Here is a 17506-nt window from a genome sequence, read left to right as displayed (position 1 = left end):
GCCACATGGCCATCGCCGACCTTATTTATGAGCAGAGCAAGAAGCTTCCCGAGCATTTGGCGCGAGAAGTCCTGGATTTCGTCGGCTATCTGGCGGAACGCCAGGAGCGCGATCAGGGCCGCGACCTGATCAACGCCCAAGAATCCGCTCTGAAGGCGGTTTGGGATAATCCCGAGGATCAGGCTTGGGATCGTGTTTGAGCGCGGCGACCTTCTTCTGATCCCGTTTCCCTTCTCCGATCTATCGGCGGCCAAGAAACGGCCGGTGCTGGTGCTGACCCGCCCGGATGCCTATGGCGATTTCATCGCCCTGGCGGTGACCTCCCGCCCGCAAACCGACCATGGCATCGCGCTGGCCGCCACCGACCTCGTTCAGGGGAGCCTGCCCCTCGCCAGTTGGATTCGCACCGACCGAGTGGTGACGCTCAACGCCAGCTTGGTGGTCAAGGGCTTCGGGCGGGCTTCGGAAGGGATCATCGCGGCAGCCTTGACCCGCCTCTGTGCCTATGTCGAGCAGGGTGGTCCGGCTGCTCAGTCCTCTTCGTCGTCGTAATCCTCGTCATCCTCGGGCGGATATTGCGGCGGGGCCTTGCCCTTGCGGGCGATCACACGGGGATATTTGGCGCCGGTCTCGACCTCCCCGAAGTTCAGCACCTCGACGATGAAACGGTGATCGTCGCCGTAATCGAACAGAAACTGCCACTTGTCGCCGGGCGCGGTGAATACCTGCCCGACCTTGGTGCGCTTAACGCTTTTGGCGGGCGGGCCGTCATCCATAAAGCCGTTATCACCCATGTCGGCGAACAACTCATAACGCACGGTGCTGTCGTGAATGTGATAGCCCAGCGCATCATAGAACCCATAGGCATGGTCGAAGAACCACCCCACCGAGCCGATGATGGCCTTGGCCAATCCGGCCAGGGAATGGCTGGCCGGCATCTCGATGTCGCGGGACAGACCGCGCACCTCCGGCATGGTGACCCGCAGGCGCAGCGTCGGTTTGGTAGTGGCTCCGGTTGCTTGCTTCCCGTCCATGTCAGAATTTCCGTGTCGGCGTCGGCGCCATTTTGCATTGGCCCTGGTCGCGCTTGACCTCTCCAAGGAGGTTGATCGTCCGGGTAAAGGTCAGGTCGATGCGGCTGATTTCCATCGTGTCGAACCGCACCTTGTCGGCAGTGAAAATGCCCAGGGCCTTCTTGGCAGTGCCCAGTTCGGGGATGGTGTAGGCGACGGAGCCAGCGGCCTCGTCCAGGGTGACGTTCCACTGGGTCTCCTTTTGGCCCGAACCGAGCGTCATCATGCATTCCAGATAGACCGGAGCGGCCGAGGCAGCCGCGGGCGCCAGAGTGTAGGCCAATGCGGTAACAGCCAAGGATTTGCGGAGCACGCCCAATTCCCCCAAAGAAATGCGACCGGCAGTATATCCTCGTGCCTGCCGGCGGAGAAGGGACCGGAGGCCCTTTCGAGCGCCCTGGACAATTGCCTGGAGGGTTTTCTGAAATGACGTTGTACCCGGCCCCTCCAAAGATCGAGCGCTATCCGCTGCCGCCGCTGCCGCCCGCAGAGGTCGTTAACTCCATGAACCACAATGAGGTCCGCTACGACCCTGATTTCTGGAACTTGGAATACGTACCTCGACGCTGGCTTGAACGGGTGAGCGACGCCGAACTCGTCACCCGCCATCGCCACATGGTGCGCAACATGCGGACGTTCGTCGGCCCCCGCCGCGACATCATGCCGATCTGGTGGCCCGAAAGCTCGTGGTACTGGCTGAGGCGGGACTACATCACCCGGCTGGAAATCGCCATGCGGGGGCTGGAGCCGCCCATCGTCCCCGAGGTCGAACTGCCGCCGGGCTCGCCGCCGCAGGTTCAGCACCCGAACGTCCTCTACCGCTTCGGCCAGCGCGAGCACATGCTTGAGCTGGCGAGCGGCAGGGTGAGATTCACACCGGCCAAGTCCTATCAGGACATCGAGAACGACGAGGCGCGGCAGGACGAGGAGACGGCCAAGCACGCCTACTCGGCCGGTCAGCATGTCCGCGTCATCCTCCCGGATGGCCGGGAGACGCCCATCATCGGGAACCTGAGGACTTCGGTCGCCGGCCCCGGCTACCACATGGCCTGCTTCACCCGTGAATGGGATGTCCGGTTCCTGCAAGCCTTCGGCGATACATGCGTGATGGTGCATGACATCGACGAGTTCGCCCGGCGCATCGGCGAGGCTGGAAAGAAGGTGTTTCCTGGTTGGTATTGGATGGACACGAACGTCGAATATTTCGACCCTTATGAACGCCCGCCGGGTCACCGGCTCAGGACCGCGATCTCCAAGGACTTTCTGTTCGCCTACCAGCGGGAATACCGTTTCTTCTGGGACCAGTTGGAGGCAGGCCCGATCAACGGCGTGCAGTACGTCGACATCGGGGCCTGTTCCGACATCCTGAGCATCCACGCCAGGGATGGGAACCCGCTGTAGGGAAAAGGGGACCAACTGTTTTGGCTCCAAGACCCCCGAGGCATTGATTGCCGGCCTCCACCCCGCATTCCCGGCACTTGGCCGACATAGTGCAAAATGCTGATTTTCACATGAGAGCCTCCCCAGGGGGATATCGTTTTCCGATAATCCACCGATATCAATGGGTTGGGCGCTTTCTGGCCTTGACGACGCCCGACGCAAATGACGACCCTTGGCGAGGAGTGATCTTGCGAGGCCAACATGGAACAAACCTATGCGGAGCGCCTGCGTGCCATCCGAGAGCGGTTGAGAATGAACCAGACAGAATTTGGTGAATTCTTCTGCGGCTTGGCGCAGAACCGGATATCTGAGCTTGAAAACTGCACCGATGATCGCGCTTTTCCTAGGAAGCACATTCCTGTCATCGAAAGATGGGAAGAACACTTCCGGCAGCTTCAGGTGCCACGGCGCTTCCGCGACAGAATCTTCACCCCCTACACCCCTGGCTACATTGGCATGTTCGCCGTAGCTGTGGTGTTTCTGGGCGTCGCCATTCTGATGACAACCCGCATTGTCGCCGACGCATGGGACATACCGCGCACGCTTGAGGAGCAGTCTACGCCGAAGTTCAGGAGCGGCCTGGAGAAGGCTTACGAAAAATTCAGCGTCCGGCAGGAGAATACGCGATTCACATGCCTGGAAATTTACCATCTTTCCGGTCTATTCAAGGTCAATTCGGACGAGTTGATCCGTGATACGAACTTGCGGACAGTGTGGGGAATTCGTTGCCCAAAGTTCGTGATGGCCCTGCCAATCGACGGCGAGCCGGAGAACTCGGCGGAACATTAGGCGGTAAGGTGCAGCACCTGGCGCTGTACTGCCGCCTCACTCCCCCTTCCTCACCCCGACCTTCGCCGCCATGCCAACCGTCGCGCGGGCGTGTTCCAGCACCGCCTGACGGACGGGGCTGGGCTGCTCGCGGGTGATGTGGACCACCTCGCGCAACTCGTCGGGCAGTTCCTCCACCAGCAGGCCCTTGGCATCGTCGCGGATCAGCTCGAACGGCTCCACCGCGAGCGCCCGGGCGATCTCGATGATGGTTTCCAGCCGGGTCAGCGTGGCGCCGCGCTCCAGGTTGGAGATGGTGTCCACGCTGCGGCCCACCGCGTCGGCCAAGGCTTCCTGGCTCATGTTGCGCAGCTTGCGGAACTGCTTCATGCGGCGGCTGAGGATGGCGCTGATGACGGGATCGATCATGCTCTGAGTGTGGTTGAGAGAATCGCGCTGGACCATCGAACTGGGTTCGTATAATGCTCGGCCAGCGCGCATTCGTTTCTGAACTGGGTTCACAGTGAGACTCCGGATTGCCCGCTTGAGCCGAAACAGGGTCGGAGAACGGGCATGGCGGGGGAGGACGGACAGGCGGCAAATGCGCGCGACCTGGCCCTGGTCGCCGGCTGGCGGCCCGGTTGGGACTTCCCCCTGCCTGGGGCCGACGCGGCAAGCCTGCTGCGTTCGCCAACCCTGGCCCCGCCGGCGTCGCTGAAGGCCGACCTCGCTCTGCTGCCGCCCTTTCCGGTTTCCCCCGCGCTGTCCGCCGGCTACGGCGATCCCGGTGTCTTCGGCCCGCTGTGGCCCGGCCACGGGCTGGCTCAAGGGCGCGGCCTGACCTGGGGCGAGAGCCTGACCGAGCCGCTGCTGACCCGCCGCCTCGCCTTCTTCCTGTCGCCGCACTTCACCCCGGCCCCGCTGGCCGAGGCTCGCGCCGCCGCCTTCGTTACCGCACTGCTGGGGGCTTGCGGCAAGGGGAAGGCGCCCGGCATCGCCGACGGCAGTCTGGTGGTGGTCACCGAACTGGGCCTCAAGGACCGGGCGGGCGGCAGTCGCCGCGCCGATCTGTGGCTGGAATGGCGGGCGCCCGAGGGCGGCCCCTGTTTCCTAATTCTTGAAGCCAAGCTCGACGCCCCCGACTGGCCCGGCCAGTTGCGGGCCTATGCCGATCATCTCCGTCGCCATGTCGCCCGTTCCCGCACCGCGCGGGGCTGGTGCGTCTATCTAACCCCCGAGGGCCGCACCCCGCCGCGCAAGGAGCGGGCCGGGTGGCTGGCCGCCTCGTGGGCCGGATTGCTGCGCCGCTGGGAAGCCGGGCTGGCCCGTGACCCCATCCACCGGGGCCACGGCGATTTCGACAGCTTCCGCGCCGATCTGTGGGAGCACGCCGCCGAAAAGGACTGACCATGACCGAGCTGATCCTGCCCGAATCCCTGACCTACCACGCCGTTCCCGCCCATGCCGCCGCGTTGTCGCGCATCGGCCGGGCCGAGCACATTCCCGCCGATCTGGCCTTGCCCGAGGTGCGGCAGTTCCACCTGGCCCGGCTTTCCCTGCTGAAGATCAAGACCGATTACTGGTGCCTGCTGCACGACATCTGGAACGCGGTGTGGGGGCCGTTGGTCGCCGCTTTCGACCCGCTGCCCTACGGCAGCCATCTGTGGGACGACGGCGCGGGCGAGATCGACACGGTGTGGATGGAGGCGATGCTGTCGGCCTCGCACCGCCTCAACGCCCGCAAGCACCTGTGGACGGCGGTGTGCCTGGACCATTCGGGGCGCTTCCTGTCACTGCGCATGGCGGTGGAAACCAAGGGCGCGGGCGCCGATCCCGACTGGCTGGCCTTCGCCGCCCCCGAGGGCTGGGTGCTGGTGGACGACGACAAGGTGGACTACGCGCCCTTCTGGCAGGCCGACATCCCCGCCGCCACCGAGGCCGAGGACCGCATCCGCCCCGAGCCCGCCGCTGCCGCCGCCTACGAGTCCTTCGTCCCCGTCATCGCCACCCTAGAAGTGTGAGGTGCCCCCATGCGTTCCGTCCTGATCGCCGCCCTATTGTTCGCCGCCAGTCCCGCCCTGGCGCAAACCGCGCCCAAGATCATCTCCGTCACGCCGGGCACCGTCACCGGCACGGTGGAATACGCGCGCGGCCAGTATTACATCCGCGCCGCCCGCGAAACCTTCTGTGTCGCGGGTGTCGATGACGATTTGATGGTGGAATCCTATTTCAGCGCCTCGGTGGGGCGCGAGATCACGCTCAAGGGGCCGGTGCAGGCATGGTCGGCCGGACTCCGCTGCATCGTCGCCGAGAAAGCGGCCCTGCCGCCGCCCAACTCCGCCGGTCCCGGTCTGCCGGCTTGCGACTCAGCCGAGGCGCTGAAGGCGGTCGAGGGCGCCATCCGCCAGATGGGGCTGAAGCCGCAACGGGTCTCCGGCCCGCAGGCCATCAGCGACGCCCGCGAGGTCGATCCCGAGGTGCGCTTCTGCCGCGCCAACGCACTCACCGACCGAGGGCTGTTCAACGCCGCCTATGACCTGCACTGGAAGTCCAGGGCGGCGGGGACATGGTATGCCGAGGTCACCCTGCGATGAGGGGAATTCTCGCCGTCCTCCTGCTGCTGGTCTCCCTGCCGGCTGAAGCAGGCGGGCTGATCGAGGAGGACATCCGCCTTCCCGCCCGCTTCGCCGGCCTGTTCGGTACGCGCACCCTGTCGCTGTCCGCCCTGGTGGTGCGGCCCGACGATGGCGCACGCCATCCGCTGGCCATCCTCAGCCACGGGGCACCGCGCAACGAATACGACCGCCACGCCCGAAGCCCGCGCGACCAGTTGGACAAGGCCCGCGAGTTGGCCCGCCGGGGCTGGGTGACGGTGGCGGTGATGCGGCGGGGCTATGGCGAGTCCGAGGGCGAATACGCCGAGGATTACGGACGCTGTTCCACCCCCGCCTATGAGCCGGCCGGGCGCGCCGCCGCCGAGGATCTGCGCGAGACCGTCCGCCTGATGGCCGACAAGCCCTATGTGGATGCCGGGACCGTCATCGCGGTGGGGCATTCGGCGGGCGGCTTCGCCTCGGTGGCGCTGGCCGCCGATCCGCCGCCGGGCCTGAAGGCGGTGATCAGCTTCGCCGGCGGGCGCGGTTCGCCCCGCCCCGACGAGGTGTGCGGCCCCGAAATTCTGGCCGACACCTATGCCCGCTTCGGCCAGACCGCCCGGGTGCCCATGCTGTGGGTCTATGCCGAGAACGACCATTACATCGGCCCCGCCCTGGCCCGCCGGCTGCACGCGGCCTTCATCGGGGCCGGCGGCCGGGCCGAATTGATCATGCTGCCGCCCTTCGGCGAAGACGGCCACAAGCTGTTCTCGACCAAGGGCGCACCATTGTGGACGGCCCAGGTAGATGCCTTCCTGGCGCGGGAAGGATTGGCGCAGGCCGTCCCGACCACCGCCGCGCCGCCGCGCGCGTCCGCCCTGCCGCCGGAACAGGCCATCACCATCCCGGTACGGGGCGAGGTGACGGAAAGCTTCTATCTGACCCTGCCTGCCACCCCGCCCAAGGCCATCCTGATCCTGTTCCCCGGCGGCGGTGGCGCTATCGAGGTGCGTGAGCCGGTACCGGCGCCCGAGAAGGCCGGCAACTTCCTGGCCCGCTCGCGCGCCCTGCTGGCCGAACGCGGCTTCGTCGTCGCCACCCTGGACGCACCCTCGGATTCGGCGGACGGCATGCCCGAACACTTCCGCGTCTCCGCCACCCATGCCGAGGACGTCGCCAAGGTGGCGGCCTGGCTGCGCGAGCGCCATCCCCTGCCGGTCTGGCTGGTCGGCACCAGCCGGGGCACCTTGTCCGCCGCCAATGCCGCCCTCCGCCAGGGTGCCGGGATCGATGGCCTGGTGCTGACCGCCTCGGTCACGCGCACCAGCAAACAGGGACCGCATTCGCTGTTGAACATGGACCTGGACCGCATCACCGTCCCCACCCTGGTCCTCAGCCACACCGCCGACGGATGCAGCCGCTCCCCCGCCCTGGACGGCCCGCGCCTGACCGACAAGATCGGCGCCACCCGCAAGGCATACGTGGAACTGACCGGTGGTGCCGAACCCCAGTCCCCGCCCTGCGAGGGGCGGTCGCATCATGGCTTCATCGGTCAAGAGGATGAGGCGGTGGGGGGGATCGCGGGGTTTGTGGCTGGACAATTTTAGGAGGACAAAACAGTAGGGTTACGCAGGGGGAAGCCTTCTGGCGGGCACTTCTGTTGGGTATATTTTGTGTTGGCTTTTCTACGTCTGGAGGCAATCATATGTTCCCATGGATGCCGCAGACTTCGCCCTTCAATTTGCCTCTCGTCCACCAGCTTTCGCTTGGTTTCTCGGTGCTGGGGCATCGCGTATGTCGGGCCTTCCTACGGCCACCGACATCATCTGGGATTTGAAAAGCCAATATTATTGTAAGGCGGAGAATCAGGATGTGTCCCGCCAGGACATGCAGAATGAAGCCGTGCGATCACGCATACAGGCTTTCATGGACTCACGCGGATTTCCGGCCCTCTGGGACGACAGTGAGTACAGTTTGTATTTCGAGAAGATTTTCGGCGCGGACAAAGAGCGCCAGCGGAATTACTTGCGTAAGAAGCTGTCAGAAGATCGTGTCACCCTGACTGTTGGCAACCGAATTCTCGGCGCACTGATGGCAAGCGGCATGACCCGTGCGATCTTCACGACGAATTTCGACAGCGTCGTTGAAAGGGCGTTCGCCGAGGTTAGCGGGCGCACATTGATGGCCTACCATCTGGATGGATCGACTGCGGCCCTTCAGGCGTTGAGCAATGAAGAATTTCCCCTCTATTGCAAACTGCATGGGGATTTTCGATACGACAGCGTCAAGAACCTGTCCCGCGACCTCTCGCAGCAGGACCAGCAACTTGCCCTCGCCATGCAAAGTGCCGCCGGGCGGTTTGGCTTCATTATTGCCGGCTATAGCGGCCGCGACGAAAGCGTAATGCGCCTGTTTCGCGACGCACTTCAACAGCCCACACCATTTCCAAACGGGCTGTTCTGGATGACGATGAAGGGCGCGCCCGCTCTTCCGGTGGTGCAGAATCTGATCACCGAGGCCCGCGCAGTTGGAGTCAGAGCGGAACTGGTGGAAATCGACACCTATGATTCCCTGATGATCAGTCTGTGGCGCAACATTCCCGACAAGCCGCGCGACCTGGACATCAAAGTCCGACGAACGATTCCCGCGACGGTCAGCATACCGATACCGCACACCGGAAATGACCTCCCCCTCATTCGGCTGAACGCCCTGCCGATCACCGGATTGCCCAACAAGGCTCTTGTGGCGCGGGTGAAGCAACCCCTCACCTGGAGTGACCTGAGAGAGTTGCAGCGTGCTGCGGGGAGCAGTTTGATATTTACCAAAGGCAAGGAAATCTGGTGTTGGGGAGCCCAGACAGAATTGAAAGCCGCCTTTGCCGGAAACCTCGTGGAATTGGTCGAAAGCAACATTCCGTCGGACCTGAATGACCCAGAACACCTTCATTTCAAACGCTTCATGGAAGAGGGTTTGGTGACGGCCATCGCGCGTGATCGACCGCTTCTCTCCCGGAGCGAACGGTTTGGAAGCATCTTGATCGTCGATCCCCACGCAGAGGACAAGACCGCTTTGAACCCGGTTTTCCAACAAGTCAGCAAGCTCTCCGGTGACATCCCTGGTCTCTTCGCTCCCGTTTCCGAGGAATTTCCAGCACCCCGCAAAATTTCATGGGCCGAGGCGCTACGGGTATCGATTGCCCAGAAGTCCGGGCAGACATGGGCCGTAATCGAGCCGGATATTTGGATATGGCCACGGGGCGCGAGAAAGCTCGCGGCAGATTTCATGGATGGTCGGCGCCAGGGGCGGTTCAACAACAAGTTCGATGCACTGATGGACGCGTGGGTGCGCGTCGTGATCGGCTCGGATCAACGTGGGATCGCATGCGCGTTGCAAGCATTCCCCGGTCCAACCGGTCCGAACAATCCCCTGTTCACGCTCGGCAGCCGCACGGCCTACACCAAGAGGCTGAGTACATGACAGCCCCCAATCCCGAATTGGCCGGGCACTCGACGCTTCCCGAACCAGAATTATTGTTTCACGGCAATCAACGCGAAAAGCACCCGTTGCTCGGCCTGATCAAGCATGGCCCTTACGGGCTGCGCTTCGGGATGCCGAACAGCCTTCGGCTGGCATTGGTGGCTCGAAATAATGACTTCGCCCCCCTACGGAAGTTGATTACAGAATTGGACCGAAACGCCAGACCGGTGGAAGCAACCAACTATTACCCCGACTACCCCGGATTCTCGGGCCTGTTTCGAATCCCTGTGGCTTCTCCCACAGACCGCACCACGATAGCCCTTCCTTCGGCGCTTGATAGCCATGCGTCAGCAGGGGCGCGACATAAGCTCGCGGAAGAGCTGTTTCAGTCTTTGGCGCGGCTGAGAACTGTGCGCTCCGAGTTCGATGTTGCTCTGGTCTATCTTCCGGCGGATTGGGCGAACTGCTTCGAAGGAGAGGATTTCGATTTTCACGATTACCTCAAGGCTTTTTGCGCCCCGCTGGATATCCCCATTCAGATCGTCCGCCGATCCAGTTTCGAACGGCGATGCCGCGCCAATGTTCTGTGGGGGCTGAGCGTCGCACTATACGCCAAGGCCGGTGGTGTTCCATGGAAGCTCACAGGACTGAGAAACGATGAAGCCTTCATCGGCCTCAGCTACGCGATGAAGTCGGGGCCGAACGGCATCTCGTACACGACCTGCTGTAGCCAGGTCTTCGATCCAGACGGAACCGGCTTTCGGTTCGTGGCCTACGATGCGCGCGAGTTTCAGGAAGAGGGGCGAAACCCTTACCTCTCCTACTACGAAATGCAATCAGTCCTGTCCCGCAGTCTCAATATTTATCAGGGTGGGCATTTCGGGCGTGTCCCAAACAAGATAACCATCCACAAGAACACTCCTTTCAAGGAAGAGGAAATTCTCGGCGCTCTCGACAGCTTCAAGGACGGGACGGAGGTGGAACTCGTCCAGATCGTCAAGGACGTTGAATGGATGGGGGTGCGCTACGACAGCGTCAAGCCACCCAAGGCTGCCGGCTATCCGATCAGGCGAGGAAGCTACCTGCCTATTGCGAAGGATGAGGCACTGTTGTGGACCCAGGGGAGTGTCAGCGGCGTCAATGTCCAGCGCCCCAATCAGGATGTCTATAAGGAGGGCATCCTTAAGCCGACACCGTCCCCTATTCTTGTTCGTCGCTTTTCTGGCCAGGGCGGCTGGCATGAAACCTGCGCCGGAATTCTTGGTCTGACGAAAATGGATTGGAACAACAACACACTCTACAAGAAGCTGCCGGTGACGCTTGTGTACTCCTCGTGCTTTGCGGCGATCATCAAGCAGAACCCGAACATTGTGGACTCGATCTACGATTTTAGAAACTTTATGTAGCTGCGACAGAGGGGCTCCATTTAGTTATTGTACATTCCGCATAACCATCTGTATGGCCTCCGGCAGGTGACGACGAATGAGAAGGTCATCAATGGGAATGATGGACAGTGCGTTGCCCATAAGACGCAAATCGTCCTGCACTGGGACAGCAGGTGCTATTGGCGAACTCAAGGTAACCCAGGTTTCTTGTCCAGATAATTTCCGCGTGGCCAGGATCGGGATTGTGACCGAACGCCCTTCAACGGGCCGCACTACATTCCGGCTAAACTCAAAGGTCGCCGAGAACTGACGGTTAAGGTCATCGAACAGGATGTCGAGCGAGGCCACGACGCGATCAGCCGGATAGGCAGGATAGCCACCGTACAGGGTGTGCCGGAGCAATTGCTCCCCGAGGTGGCGGTCAAGCAAGCGATGTTCAAGCTTGTTCCGGAAGCTTCTCAAGCAGCGATAGCAGGATGCGTCGCAAGAGGCGGGGCAATCGGTCAGAATGCGAAGGGCCTCCTCGAATAATGCCTCCCCACGTCCGACAAGTTGGGGCGCAAAGCCGGCACCGCCTGCCAGCGTGTCATAGATGAAGATTTCAGCTTCGAGACCGGTAGCGCCCGCTTCGGTGAGAGCTGGCCGGTACTCGGCGAGGATTTCACCTGGTTCGATTTCGAGAAGTCGACAGGCTGCCGCAGCGACCGCTTCGCACACGGTGCGAAGGGCCGCCGTCGTTTCGTCATTACCGGGCCGAAGACGGAATGGGGCGTCAAAAGGAAGGGAAAATAGGGCAATATCCGTTAGGAAATCCGTGCCCAGCACAACACCTCTTGTCGTGCGGCCAGGGCACTGCTCCGGCTCATCGCTCGGAAATGGACGGGCATGAGGTTGATATAAATTGACTTCCGGGTCGATGACCGACTCAATCCGTCCGCAAGCAACGCAATAGTGGTAGCCCTCTCCATCAGGTCCCGAGTTCGAGACCAGGAGATGCTTACGGGTTGGAAAGCCGCGCACGCGACTCCCGACAGACGTCCATCCGCTATCGGGGGCAGGCGTCGGCATAACCAACTTGGCTCGTGTCGCGTAAGCGGTCTCATTCGGCGCATCGGGAGTCGAGACGGGATCGCGGTCGATGGGATGGGCGAACCCGGGGGGCCTGAACCAAGGTTTTGCGGGACCAAAGCTGCTGGGTGTTTTGCATGCCTCGCATTCGACGACGGCATTCCGGCGGCCTTCGGCGTAATCTTCTGTTTTCGCGTGACCGCAGCGACTGCATTCAAAGTAAAGGCGCCTTTTCCCCCATGCGTCTCTCCGCTCGCTACGGTACGGCGAGTAAATGGCTTTTGACGTATACTGCTTTCCCTTGATCCATATTTGCTTGTTCGGGGCGTATTGGGAAAGCGCCACATTGAGCCCCTGCGAGGGCGCGAATTCCATCTTGGGCCGATAGGGCGTCGAAAGGGCCCGATTGAAAACGTAAAAGGGCGCTACGTCTGTTGGAAAGGCATACCGAGGGAGAACGCCCCAATACAGGAGCCGATCTAGTAGTTTGTCGGCAGCGGGATCGACGAAATCGACATCTTCATCCCCGGTGTCGCTTTCACCCTCACCGTCTTGCCGATCGCCGCCTTCCGTCAGCTTGGCTGTGGCGATTGGGCCTTGGTCCGGCCCTGCTTCGGCGCCGACAAAACCGATGGCATCATCCACGGCCTTGACAACGTCCTGGGCCATTTCGGCAATAAGTCGCGCGCGATCATCTGGAGATAGTTCCGAGGGAAGCCACCGATCGGCGGCACTTTTAAGATCATCGCGACTGGCGGCAAGCCAATCAATGAAGTCCTGGCGGTTCAGCACACCGGTTCCCGCACGGAAATCGCACACGCGCCCAAGAACGGAGAACAGGTTCGGGTCGGCCTGCGGGTCGATATCTGGGATGCGCGCTTCGTGATACCGCTGCAACAGATAGGCACGAAGATGTCGGCGGGCGATGTCGGCATTTTCGAGCGTGAGGCGGGGATCGGTGACCGGCCCCCGGATCATTTCGTCCGGCTCCGTGAAATAGTGATCGTCGTGGCTGTCGGCGCTGCCAAAGGCGACAACGGTAGCAACTGCGGTGCCGCGTCGGCCGGCCCGACCGGCCCGCTGCTGGTAGTTCGCGCGTCCCGGCGGCATATTGCGGAGTGCGACGCCGGAAAGTTCGCCAATGTCGATGCCGACTTCCATCGTGGTCGTGCTCGACAGAACATCGATCGCCGGCTCGCGCGGATCGGTATCGCGCCAAGCGATGTCGATGTCCTGGAAGCGGATTTCATGGTTTTCCGCTTGCGAGAAGGCGTCCTCTGGTTGGGCGGCGTTCAACTGCGCCGTATGCTCGGCAGCAATCAAAGACATAATCGCCGGGTTGTCGCTGGTAAGGGCGTGAATCACGGGATCACGATAGAAGCCGCGCCGTGCCACGAACACCGCATCGGTCGCCGGATCGAAGTCTTCAACGCCCGGCGCGAGGCAGTCGATACAAATGTCGAGACCACTGATCGGCCGATGAACAGATTTGCACTTGGGGCAACGCCGCCATACGCCACCTATTTCCAGCAAAAGATTCGCCGCAAGGAGGCGTGTACCGCCGTCAACCGTCTCCGTGAAATCGCCCATAAGACGGGGTAGCCAAAGTTTTGCAAAAGTCTGCTTGGCCTGTTTAGTGACAAGGACGCAATCCATGTCCTTAAATGAACCGCGATGCTGGGTGATTTTCGTTGACCACCAGTTGCCCGGCATCTTGCTAAACCAAATGCCCGGACCACGGAGCCAGCATCGGAACCAAGTCCGTACGACCGCGAGTTTCGATGCATGAGTTTCGGCCACACCTGGTAAGTCTGGAAGATTTAAGAGTCGCTGGGTAAAACGGGAACTCTCCCGGACTGACGCCACAGCCAATGGCTCCAACCCAAGATTATTGTCCGTCAAAACATTCCAGACTGCGCCCATGAGATTAACGGGACAGGACGCATTAAAGAGTCGGAGCAGTTCGCCGCCCGTTGGAACCTGCCCCATAGGGACGCTCTCAATGCGGGGCATAACTTCTCCTTGCCCCAATTCCGGACGAACACGGACCCCGAACCTATGCGCGGCAACGATGACCGCCAGAAATGCATTATCAAGAACGACCTCGCCGCCAATTTGCGGATCGCGGCACAGAATTTGAAATCCGACCGGTAGCAAAGCGCGAACAGTGTCACGCAACGAATAGTTCTGCAAAGTCGGCGCAAGGCGCGCGGCGACCTGTCGCGAGTCCGAGAAGACCAGCACCTTTCGCCCTCTGAGCGGGGCAAACTCTGTTGCGGGTTGCGGACCTGGCGGCTGCACGCGGATTTGCGTTCCAAGCAAGGATTGAAACGGCTGATCGCCCTTCGTCTGGTGATCCTGCACGCTTGACTGGCCGAAAAGGTATTGCCTACCGCAACAACCGCAGGGAACAAAAGTTCCGGGATGAGCGCTGGCATGGCCTTGGTCTTCCGCCGGAGCAAGCCCCCCGATGTCTGGCCGCAGGAATACCGTGCGACGGCGCTCGCTAAGGTTTGCCGGATTGAGCATGCCGGTGCTCAGATCATAATCTGATGGCAGCCCCTGCGCCGGATTGGTCGGTTCCTCCAGAAGAAGGTCAATCGGTTGGCACGCCTCAAAAACCCCGGCATCCGTTCGGAGGACATGACCCGGTTCAGCCCAGAGGAGTGTCGAGTGGGCAACGTCGTTCGTGTAGGCGCGGGCGTATGATGTGCCGCAGTACCGACATGTGAAATACTCAAGTACGGGAGCGCCGCAGCCGCATCGTTCACGGGGCTGACCGTAGAGCTTGCCCGCTGGTCCGCCCCTTTCCTCCGGGGAAAGTTCGGTGCAATCGGGGTCCATGCACACCCAGAGCCCAGGCAAGCCGCGAAAGAACGAATGAATGCGGCACGGCAACAGGCTCGGCTCGTCGGCCTTTTTCCGCGCCCGGCTTCCAAGAGCCAGCAATTTGGTGAGCGCGTCATTGGCGCGATCCTCGGGAATCCTCGGAAAGAGCTTCGTTCCAAGTTCTTTGAGGGGAACAGCGGATTTCATGGTTTCGTTGACGAGGAGATTGAAGGGCGGAAAACCTTGGAGAGCAGCCACAAGAGCGGCTCCCAGATCCTGATTGGCCTCGACCTCTCGATAATTGAGGAATGGCCTCGCTCCCTCGGCCTGGTCGGCAAGGGTATCAGCATAAAACTTGGACAAATCGACGGCGGCCAAGGCATTGGCATCGGCGGCCGATCCTTGGCCTTCAGGAGTCCTTGTCGCCAGGGTGCCCGTGACGGGAACGAATGTCTCAGGGGGGACACCCGCCAATTGTGCTCCGAAATTCCCGGCACTGGCGCGACCTTCTTCACTGAAGCTCGCCGATGCGCAAATGACCTGAAAGCGGTCTTGATAGATTCCAAGCCTTTCCCGCAGACGCCGCAATAGCAGCCCGACCTCGGCGCCCTGGGCGCCCCGATAAAGGTGCGCCTCGTCGAGGACGATCATGATCTTTTCGTTCGGGCAGGCGTTAAGCCATGCACGCGTCTTGTCGAAGATCGAACGCTCGATGGGACGCATCATCATATATTCGAGCATCGAATAGTTCGTAATCAGAAGGTCCGGCGGGAACTCCTGCACCTCATGGCGGGTCAGAAGCTCCGAGTCGTGAGCGCCGGCAATTGCGCGCTGGTAATGGCCGTTCCGATCGCGCCAATGCGCGTGAGGCGCTCCGTACCAGTCCGAGATACTGGGCTTTGCTGGCCACTTGCCTCGTTTGGCGAGTTTTTCCTGTAGTCCAAATGCTTTTTCGTCCTCTTCGGCGATTTGCTGATGCCCCTCTCGATGGCGGCGTGCTCCGTCTTCGATCGCGACAAAGAAATCCTCGATCGACTGAAGGCGGTTACGGTCTTTGGCCGGCGACCGAACGCCAGCGTAAGGGGTGCGGCTGGTGTAGCGGGCAAAACGAGCAGGACGACCGCACCATTCCTCGAACATCGACACAACAGCAGGGTGGCCGAAAAGCAAGCGGAGGCGGCCCAACTGGTCGTTGACGAGCGCGTTCATGGGGTAGAGGACAATCGCCCTGACGGCATGAAGGGATCGGAACTGTTCCGCATGGTCCCGAGCTTCGATCGCGAGCTTTCCGAGGATCGGCAACAAGAACGACTCGGTCTTTCCCGAGCCCGTGCCCGTCATAATCATCAGGTTCTTATTGTTTCCGAGCGATTGGCGGATCGCCTCGGCCTGGTGCAGGTAGGGCGGATTGAAGATGGGAGGCTTACCCTTCGTTGGGTCGGACAGACGGGCGAAAGCTTCCTTTACCGCGTCAGGCAACCCAGCCATGGTTTGATAAGTTTCTCCCGCGACGTAGCGCGGCGTCGATTCAAGATAGGGAATTTGAAAAATGCCGCCGGATTCGGCGAGAAGCCGTTTCCGCTGTTCGACGAGAAGAGGGTGACCGATATGATAGGTCGCCTCGATATAATCCGTCAGGGTTTGGCGGAGTTCGTCGATTGTCTCTTGAATCGTCCCCGTCACGGCCTCTCTCCATGTAGAGGATGTTCATGCGCCTATAGATTTGGAAACCTGTATTTTATATAATTTGTTATTCCAATAATATTGTCTTTAGCCCATGTGACGAATCCCAAGAGAATACCAGCGACGCCAATAAGGCAAACCGCCCACCACTCAACTGTTCCCGTGGCCTTGAAAAGAATCGGAATTTGCGCCAACAAAAATAGGGCGCCTATCAACGCACAATACAAAGCCAGAAGCGCAAACGATGGCCTTGCCTCTAGATATATTCTATAATCGTCAATTTGCAGTTGCTTTCCGGATTTTTCTTCAAATATACGAGACACCAATAACGATGAGGTCGAGCCAGAGATTGTTCTTGGAACTGCCACGTTGAATTTTTTCATATCGTATCTAGTGTTAAATGGGTGTTCTTTAGCGCCAATGATGCTGGAGCCGGAGTCCTCTGGTGTGATCCTGAGCTTGACGCCTGGGAAGTCCTTGCTGGGATGTTTGTGGTATATGTTTACTGTGTATTCTTCACCCGGACGGACAGAGAATACACTTCTGTCGCCATCGATTTTTTTGGCGGCAGGCTGACCTGAATTCCTGTCGATAACTGAATGGAACATGTAGAATGGGGATGCGTCGGCGTAAGGCGACATATTCAGGGCCGATTTATCGTGAATTTCGTGCGAGTAATTATCTGGGTATTTGATGGCGTTGACAAAATTATTTACGATGCTTTCCCAGGCAAATTCGGGCCCACCTGGATTAATGGGTGGGCAGGCGATCTCATCGCCAAGTTCTAACCACAAATATCCACTCGGCTTTGTGGCATCCTGGTATTTATGGATATCACGGTGCGTAGCGTGCAATTTATCGGAAAATTCTTTTATATCAGAAGGCACTGGGTAGCCGCCGAGACGAAACATAACAACTGCCGTTGTCCCCATGCGCTCGACGGCAAAAATTTTGGCCACCCGCAGCGGCATGATAAATGGCTTGCCAGGCTTGCCCCGCAGCTCGATAAAACTGAGTATTGCATCACACTCATTCGCGGGTTTGCCGAGAATATCTGGCGATATCCATTTGCTATCATAGCGGAACTGTATCTCTGAGCCTATGGGTGCAGCCAACGTATCAACGACGTCGCGGCTGTATCCTTCACGAGAGGATGATGAGAGGCAGAGATGCATTTTAATATCCTTTC

At 60.5% G+C, this 17506-nt stretch carries 15 protein-coding genes; 10 read left to right on the top strand and 5 right to left on the bottom strand.

The genetic code is table 11. The features are described from left to right. Window positions 1-5: 5 nt before the first annotated feature. Entirely contained in the window at window positions 6-200 is a 195-nt protein-coding gene (locus G4223_RS11365; protein WP_068498745.1) for a DUF2281 domain-containing protein, read from the top strand. Further along, window positions 193-552, top strand: coding sequence for a type II toxin-antitoxin system PemK/MazF family toxin (locus tag G4223_RS11360; RefSeq protein ID WP_163679437.1), 360 nt, complete (start codon window positions 193-195; stop codon window positions 550-552). Before G4223_RS11365 ends, G4223_RS11360 begins: the two co-directional genes overlap by 8 nt. Here the strand turns inward: G4223_RS11360 and G4223_RS11355 are convergent. Beyond that, window positions 531-1034 carry a plasmid pRiA4b ORF-3 family protein gene (locus G4223_RS11355; RefSeq protein WP_241004079.1) on the bottom strand — a complete coding sequence of 168 codons (504 nt, stop codon included), beginning with the start codon at window positions 1032-1034 and terminating at the stop codon, window positions 531-533. The two genes, G4223_RS11360 and G4223_RS11355, sit on opposite strands and share 22 nt — an antisense overlap. A 1-nt stretch (window position 1035) precedes the next feature. Then, on the bottom strand, window positions 1036-1386 hold the full coding sequence (locus G4223_RS11350; protein WP_163679434.1) for a hypothetical protein: 351 nt from the start codon (window positions 1384-1386) through the stop codon (window positions 1036-1038). Window positions 1387-1499: 113 nt separating this feature from the next. Here G4223_RS11350 and G4223_RS11345 point away from each other — a divergent pair, with 113 nt between their 5' ends. Together G4223_RS11345 and G4223_RS11340 are read left to right on the top strand one after the other, a co-directional pair. Next, window positions 1500-2474: a hypothetical protein gene (locus G4223_RS11345; protein WP_163679432.1), complete on the top strand. Its 975-nt coding sequence runs from the start codon at window positions 1500-1502 to the stop codon at window positions 2472-2474. A 240-nt stretch (window positions 2475-2714) separates the two neighbouring features. After that, window positions 2715-3302 carry a helix-turn-helix domain-containing protein gene (locus G4223_RS11340; RefSeq protein WP_163679429.1) on the top strand — a complete coding sequence of 196 codons (588 nt, stop codon included), beginning with the start codon at window positions 2715-2717 and terminating at the stop codon, window positions 3300-3302. Between the two features lie 36 nt (window positions 3303-3338). On the opposite strand, the gene G4223_RS11335 is transcribed toward G4223_RS11340, so the two are convergent. Continuing rightward, window positions 3339-3710 (bottom strand): helix-turn-helix domain-containing protein, encoded by a 372-nt coding sequence (locus tag G4223_RS11335; protein ID WP_163679426.1) that lies wholly within the window; start codon window positions 3708-3710, stop codon window positions 3339-3341. Between the two features lie 144 nt (window positions 3711-3854). Between G4223_RS11335 and G4223_RS11330 the strand changes: the two genes are divergently transcribed. The 6 genes from G4223_RS11330 to G4223_RS11305 all read left to right on the top strand — a co-directional run bounded on the left by G4223_RS11330 (window position 3855) and on the right by G4223_RS11305 (window position 10758). Then, entirely contained in the window at window positions 3855-4688 is an 834-nt protein-coding gene (locus G4223_RS11330) for a PD-(D/E)XK nuclease family protein (protein WP_163679423.1), read from the top strand. Between the two features lie 2 nt (window positions 4689-4690). After that, window positions 4691-5302 (top strand): hypothetical protein, encoded by a 612-nt coding sequence (locus G4223_RS11325; protein ID WP_163679420.1) that lies wholly within the window; start codon window positions 4691-4693, stop codon window positions 5300-5302. A gap of 9 nt (window positions 5303-5311) precedes the next feature. Further along, window positions 5312-5875 carry a hypothetical protein gene (locus G4223_RS11320; protein WP_163679417.1) on the top strand — a complete coding sequence of 188 codons (564 nt, stop codon included), beginning with the start codon at window positions 5312-5314 and terminating at the stop codon, window positions 5873-5875. Further along, entirely contained in the window at window positions 5872-7482 is a 1611-nt protein-coding gene (locus tag G4223_RS11315) for an alpha/beta hydrolase (protein WP_163679413.1), read from the top strand. The genes G4223_RS11320 and G4223_RS11315 overlap by 4 nt, the downstream gene beginning before the upstream one ends. A gap of 106 nt (window positions 7483-7588) precedes the next feature. Next, complete coding sequence (locus tag G4223_RS11310; RefSeq protein WP_163679411.1) at window positions 7589-9352, top strand: SIR2 family protein; 1764 nt, start codon at window positions 7589-7591, stop codon at window positions 9350-9352. After that, entirely contained in the window at window positions 9349-10758 is a 1410-nt protein-coding gene (locus G4223_RS11305; protein WP_163679408.1) for an argonaute/piwi family protein, read from the top strand. The genes G4223_RS11310 and G4223_RS11305 overlap by 4 nt, the downstream gene beginning before the upstream one ends. A gap of 24 nt (window positions 10759-10782) precedes the next feature. Here the strand turns inward: G4223_RS11305 and G4223_RS11300 are convergent, their stop codons facing one another. Both G4223_RS11300 and G4223_RS11295 read right to left on the bottom strand, forming a co-directional pair. Continuing rightward, on the bottom strand, window positions 10783-16317 hold the full coding sequence (locus tag G4223_RS11300) for a DEAD/DEAH box helicase (RefSeq protein WP_163679405.1): 5535 nt from the start codon (window positions 16315-16317) through the stop codon (window positions 10783-10785). A gap of 32 nt (window positions 16318-16349) precedes the next feature. Next, window positions 16350-17492 carry a hypothetical protein gene (locus G4223_RS11295; protein WP_163679402.1) on the bottom strand — a complete coding sequence of 381 codons (1143 nt, stop codon included), beginning with the start codon at window positions 17490-17492 and terminating at the stop codon, window positions 16350-16352. Between the last annotated feature and the right edge of the window lie 14 nt (window positions 17493-17506).

This window comes from Magnetospirillum aberrantis SpK (genome assembly GCF_011022235.1).
Classification (GTDB): domain Bacteria; phylum Pseudomonadota; class Alphaproteobacteria; order Rhodospirillales; family Magnetospirillaceae; genus Magnetospirillum; species Magnetospirillum aberrantis.
The sequence above is the reverse complement of the archived record's forward strand: the minus strand, read 5'-3'. Positions and strand labels throughout refer to the sequence as shown.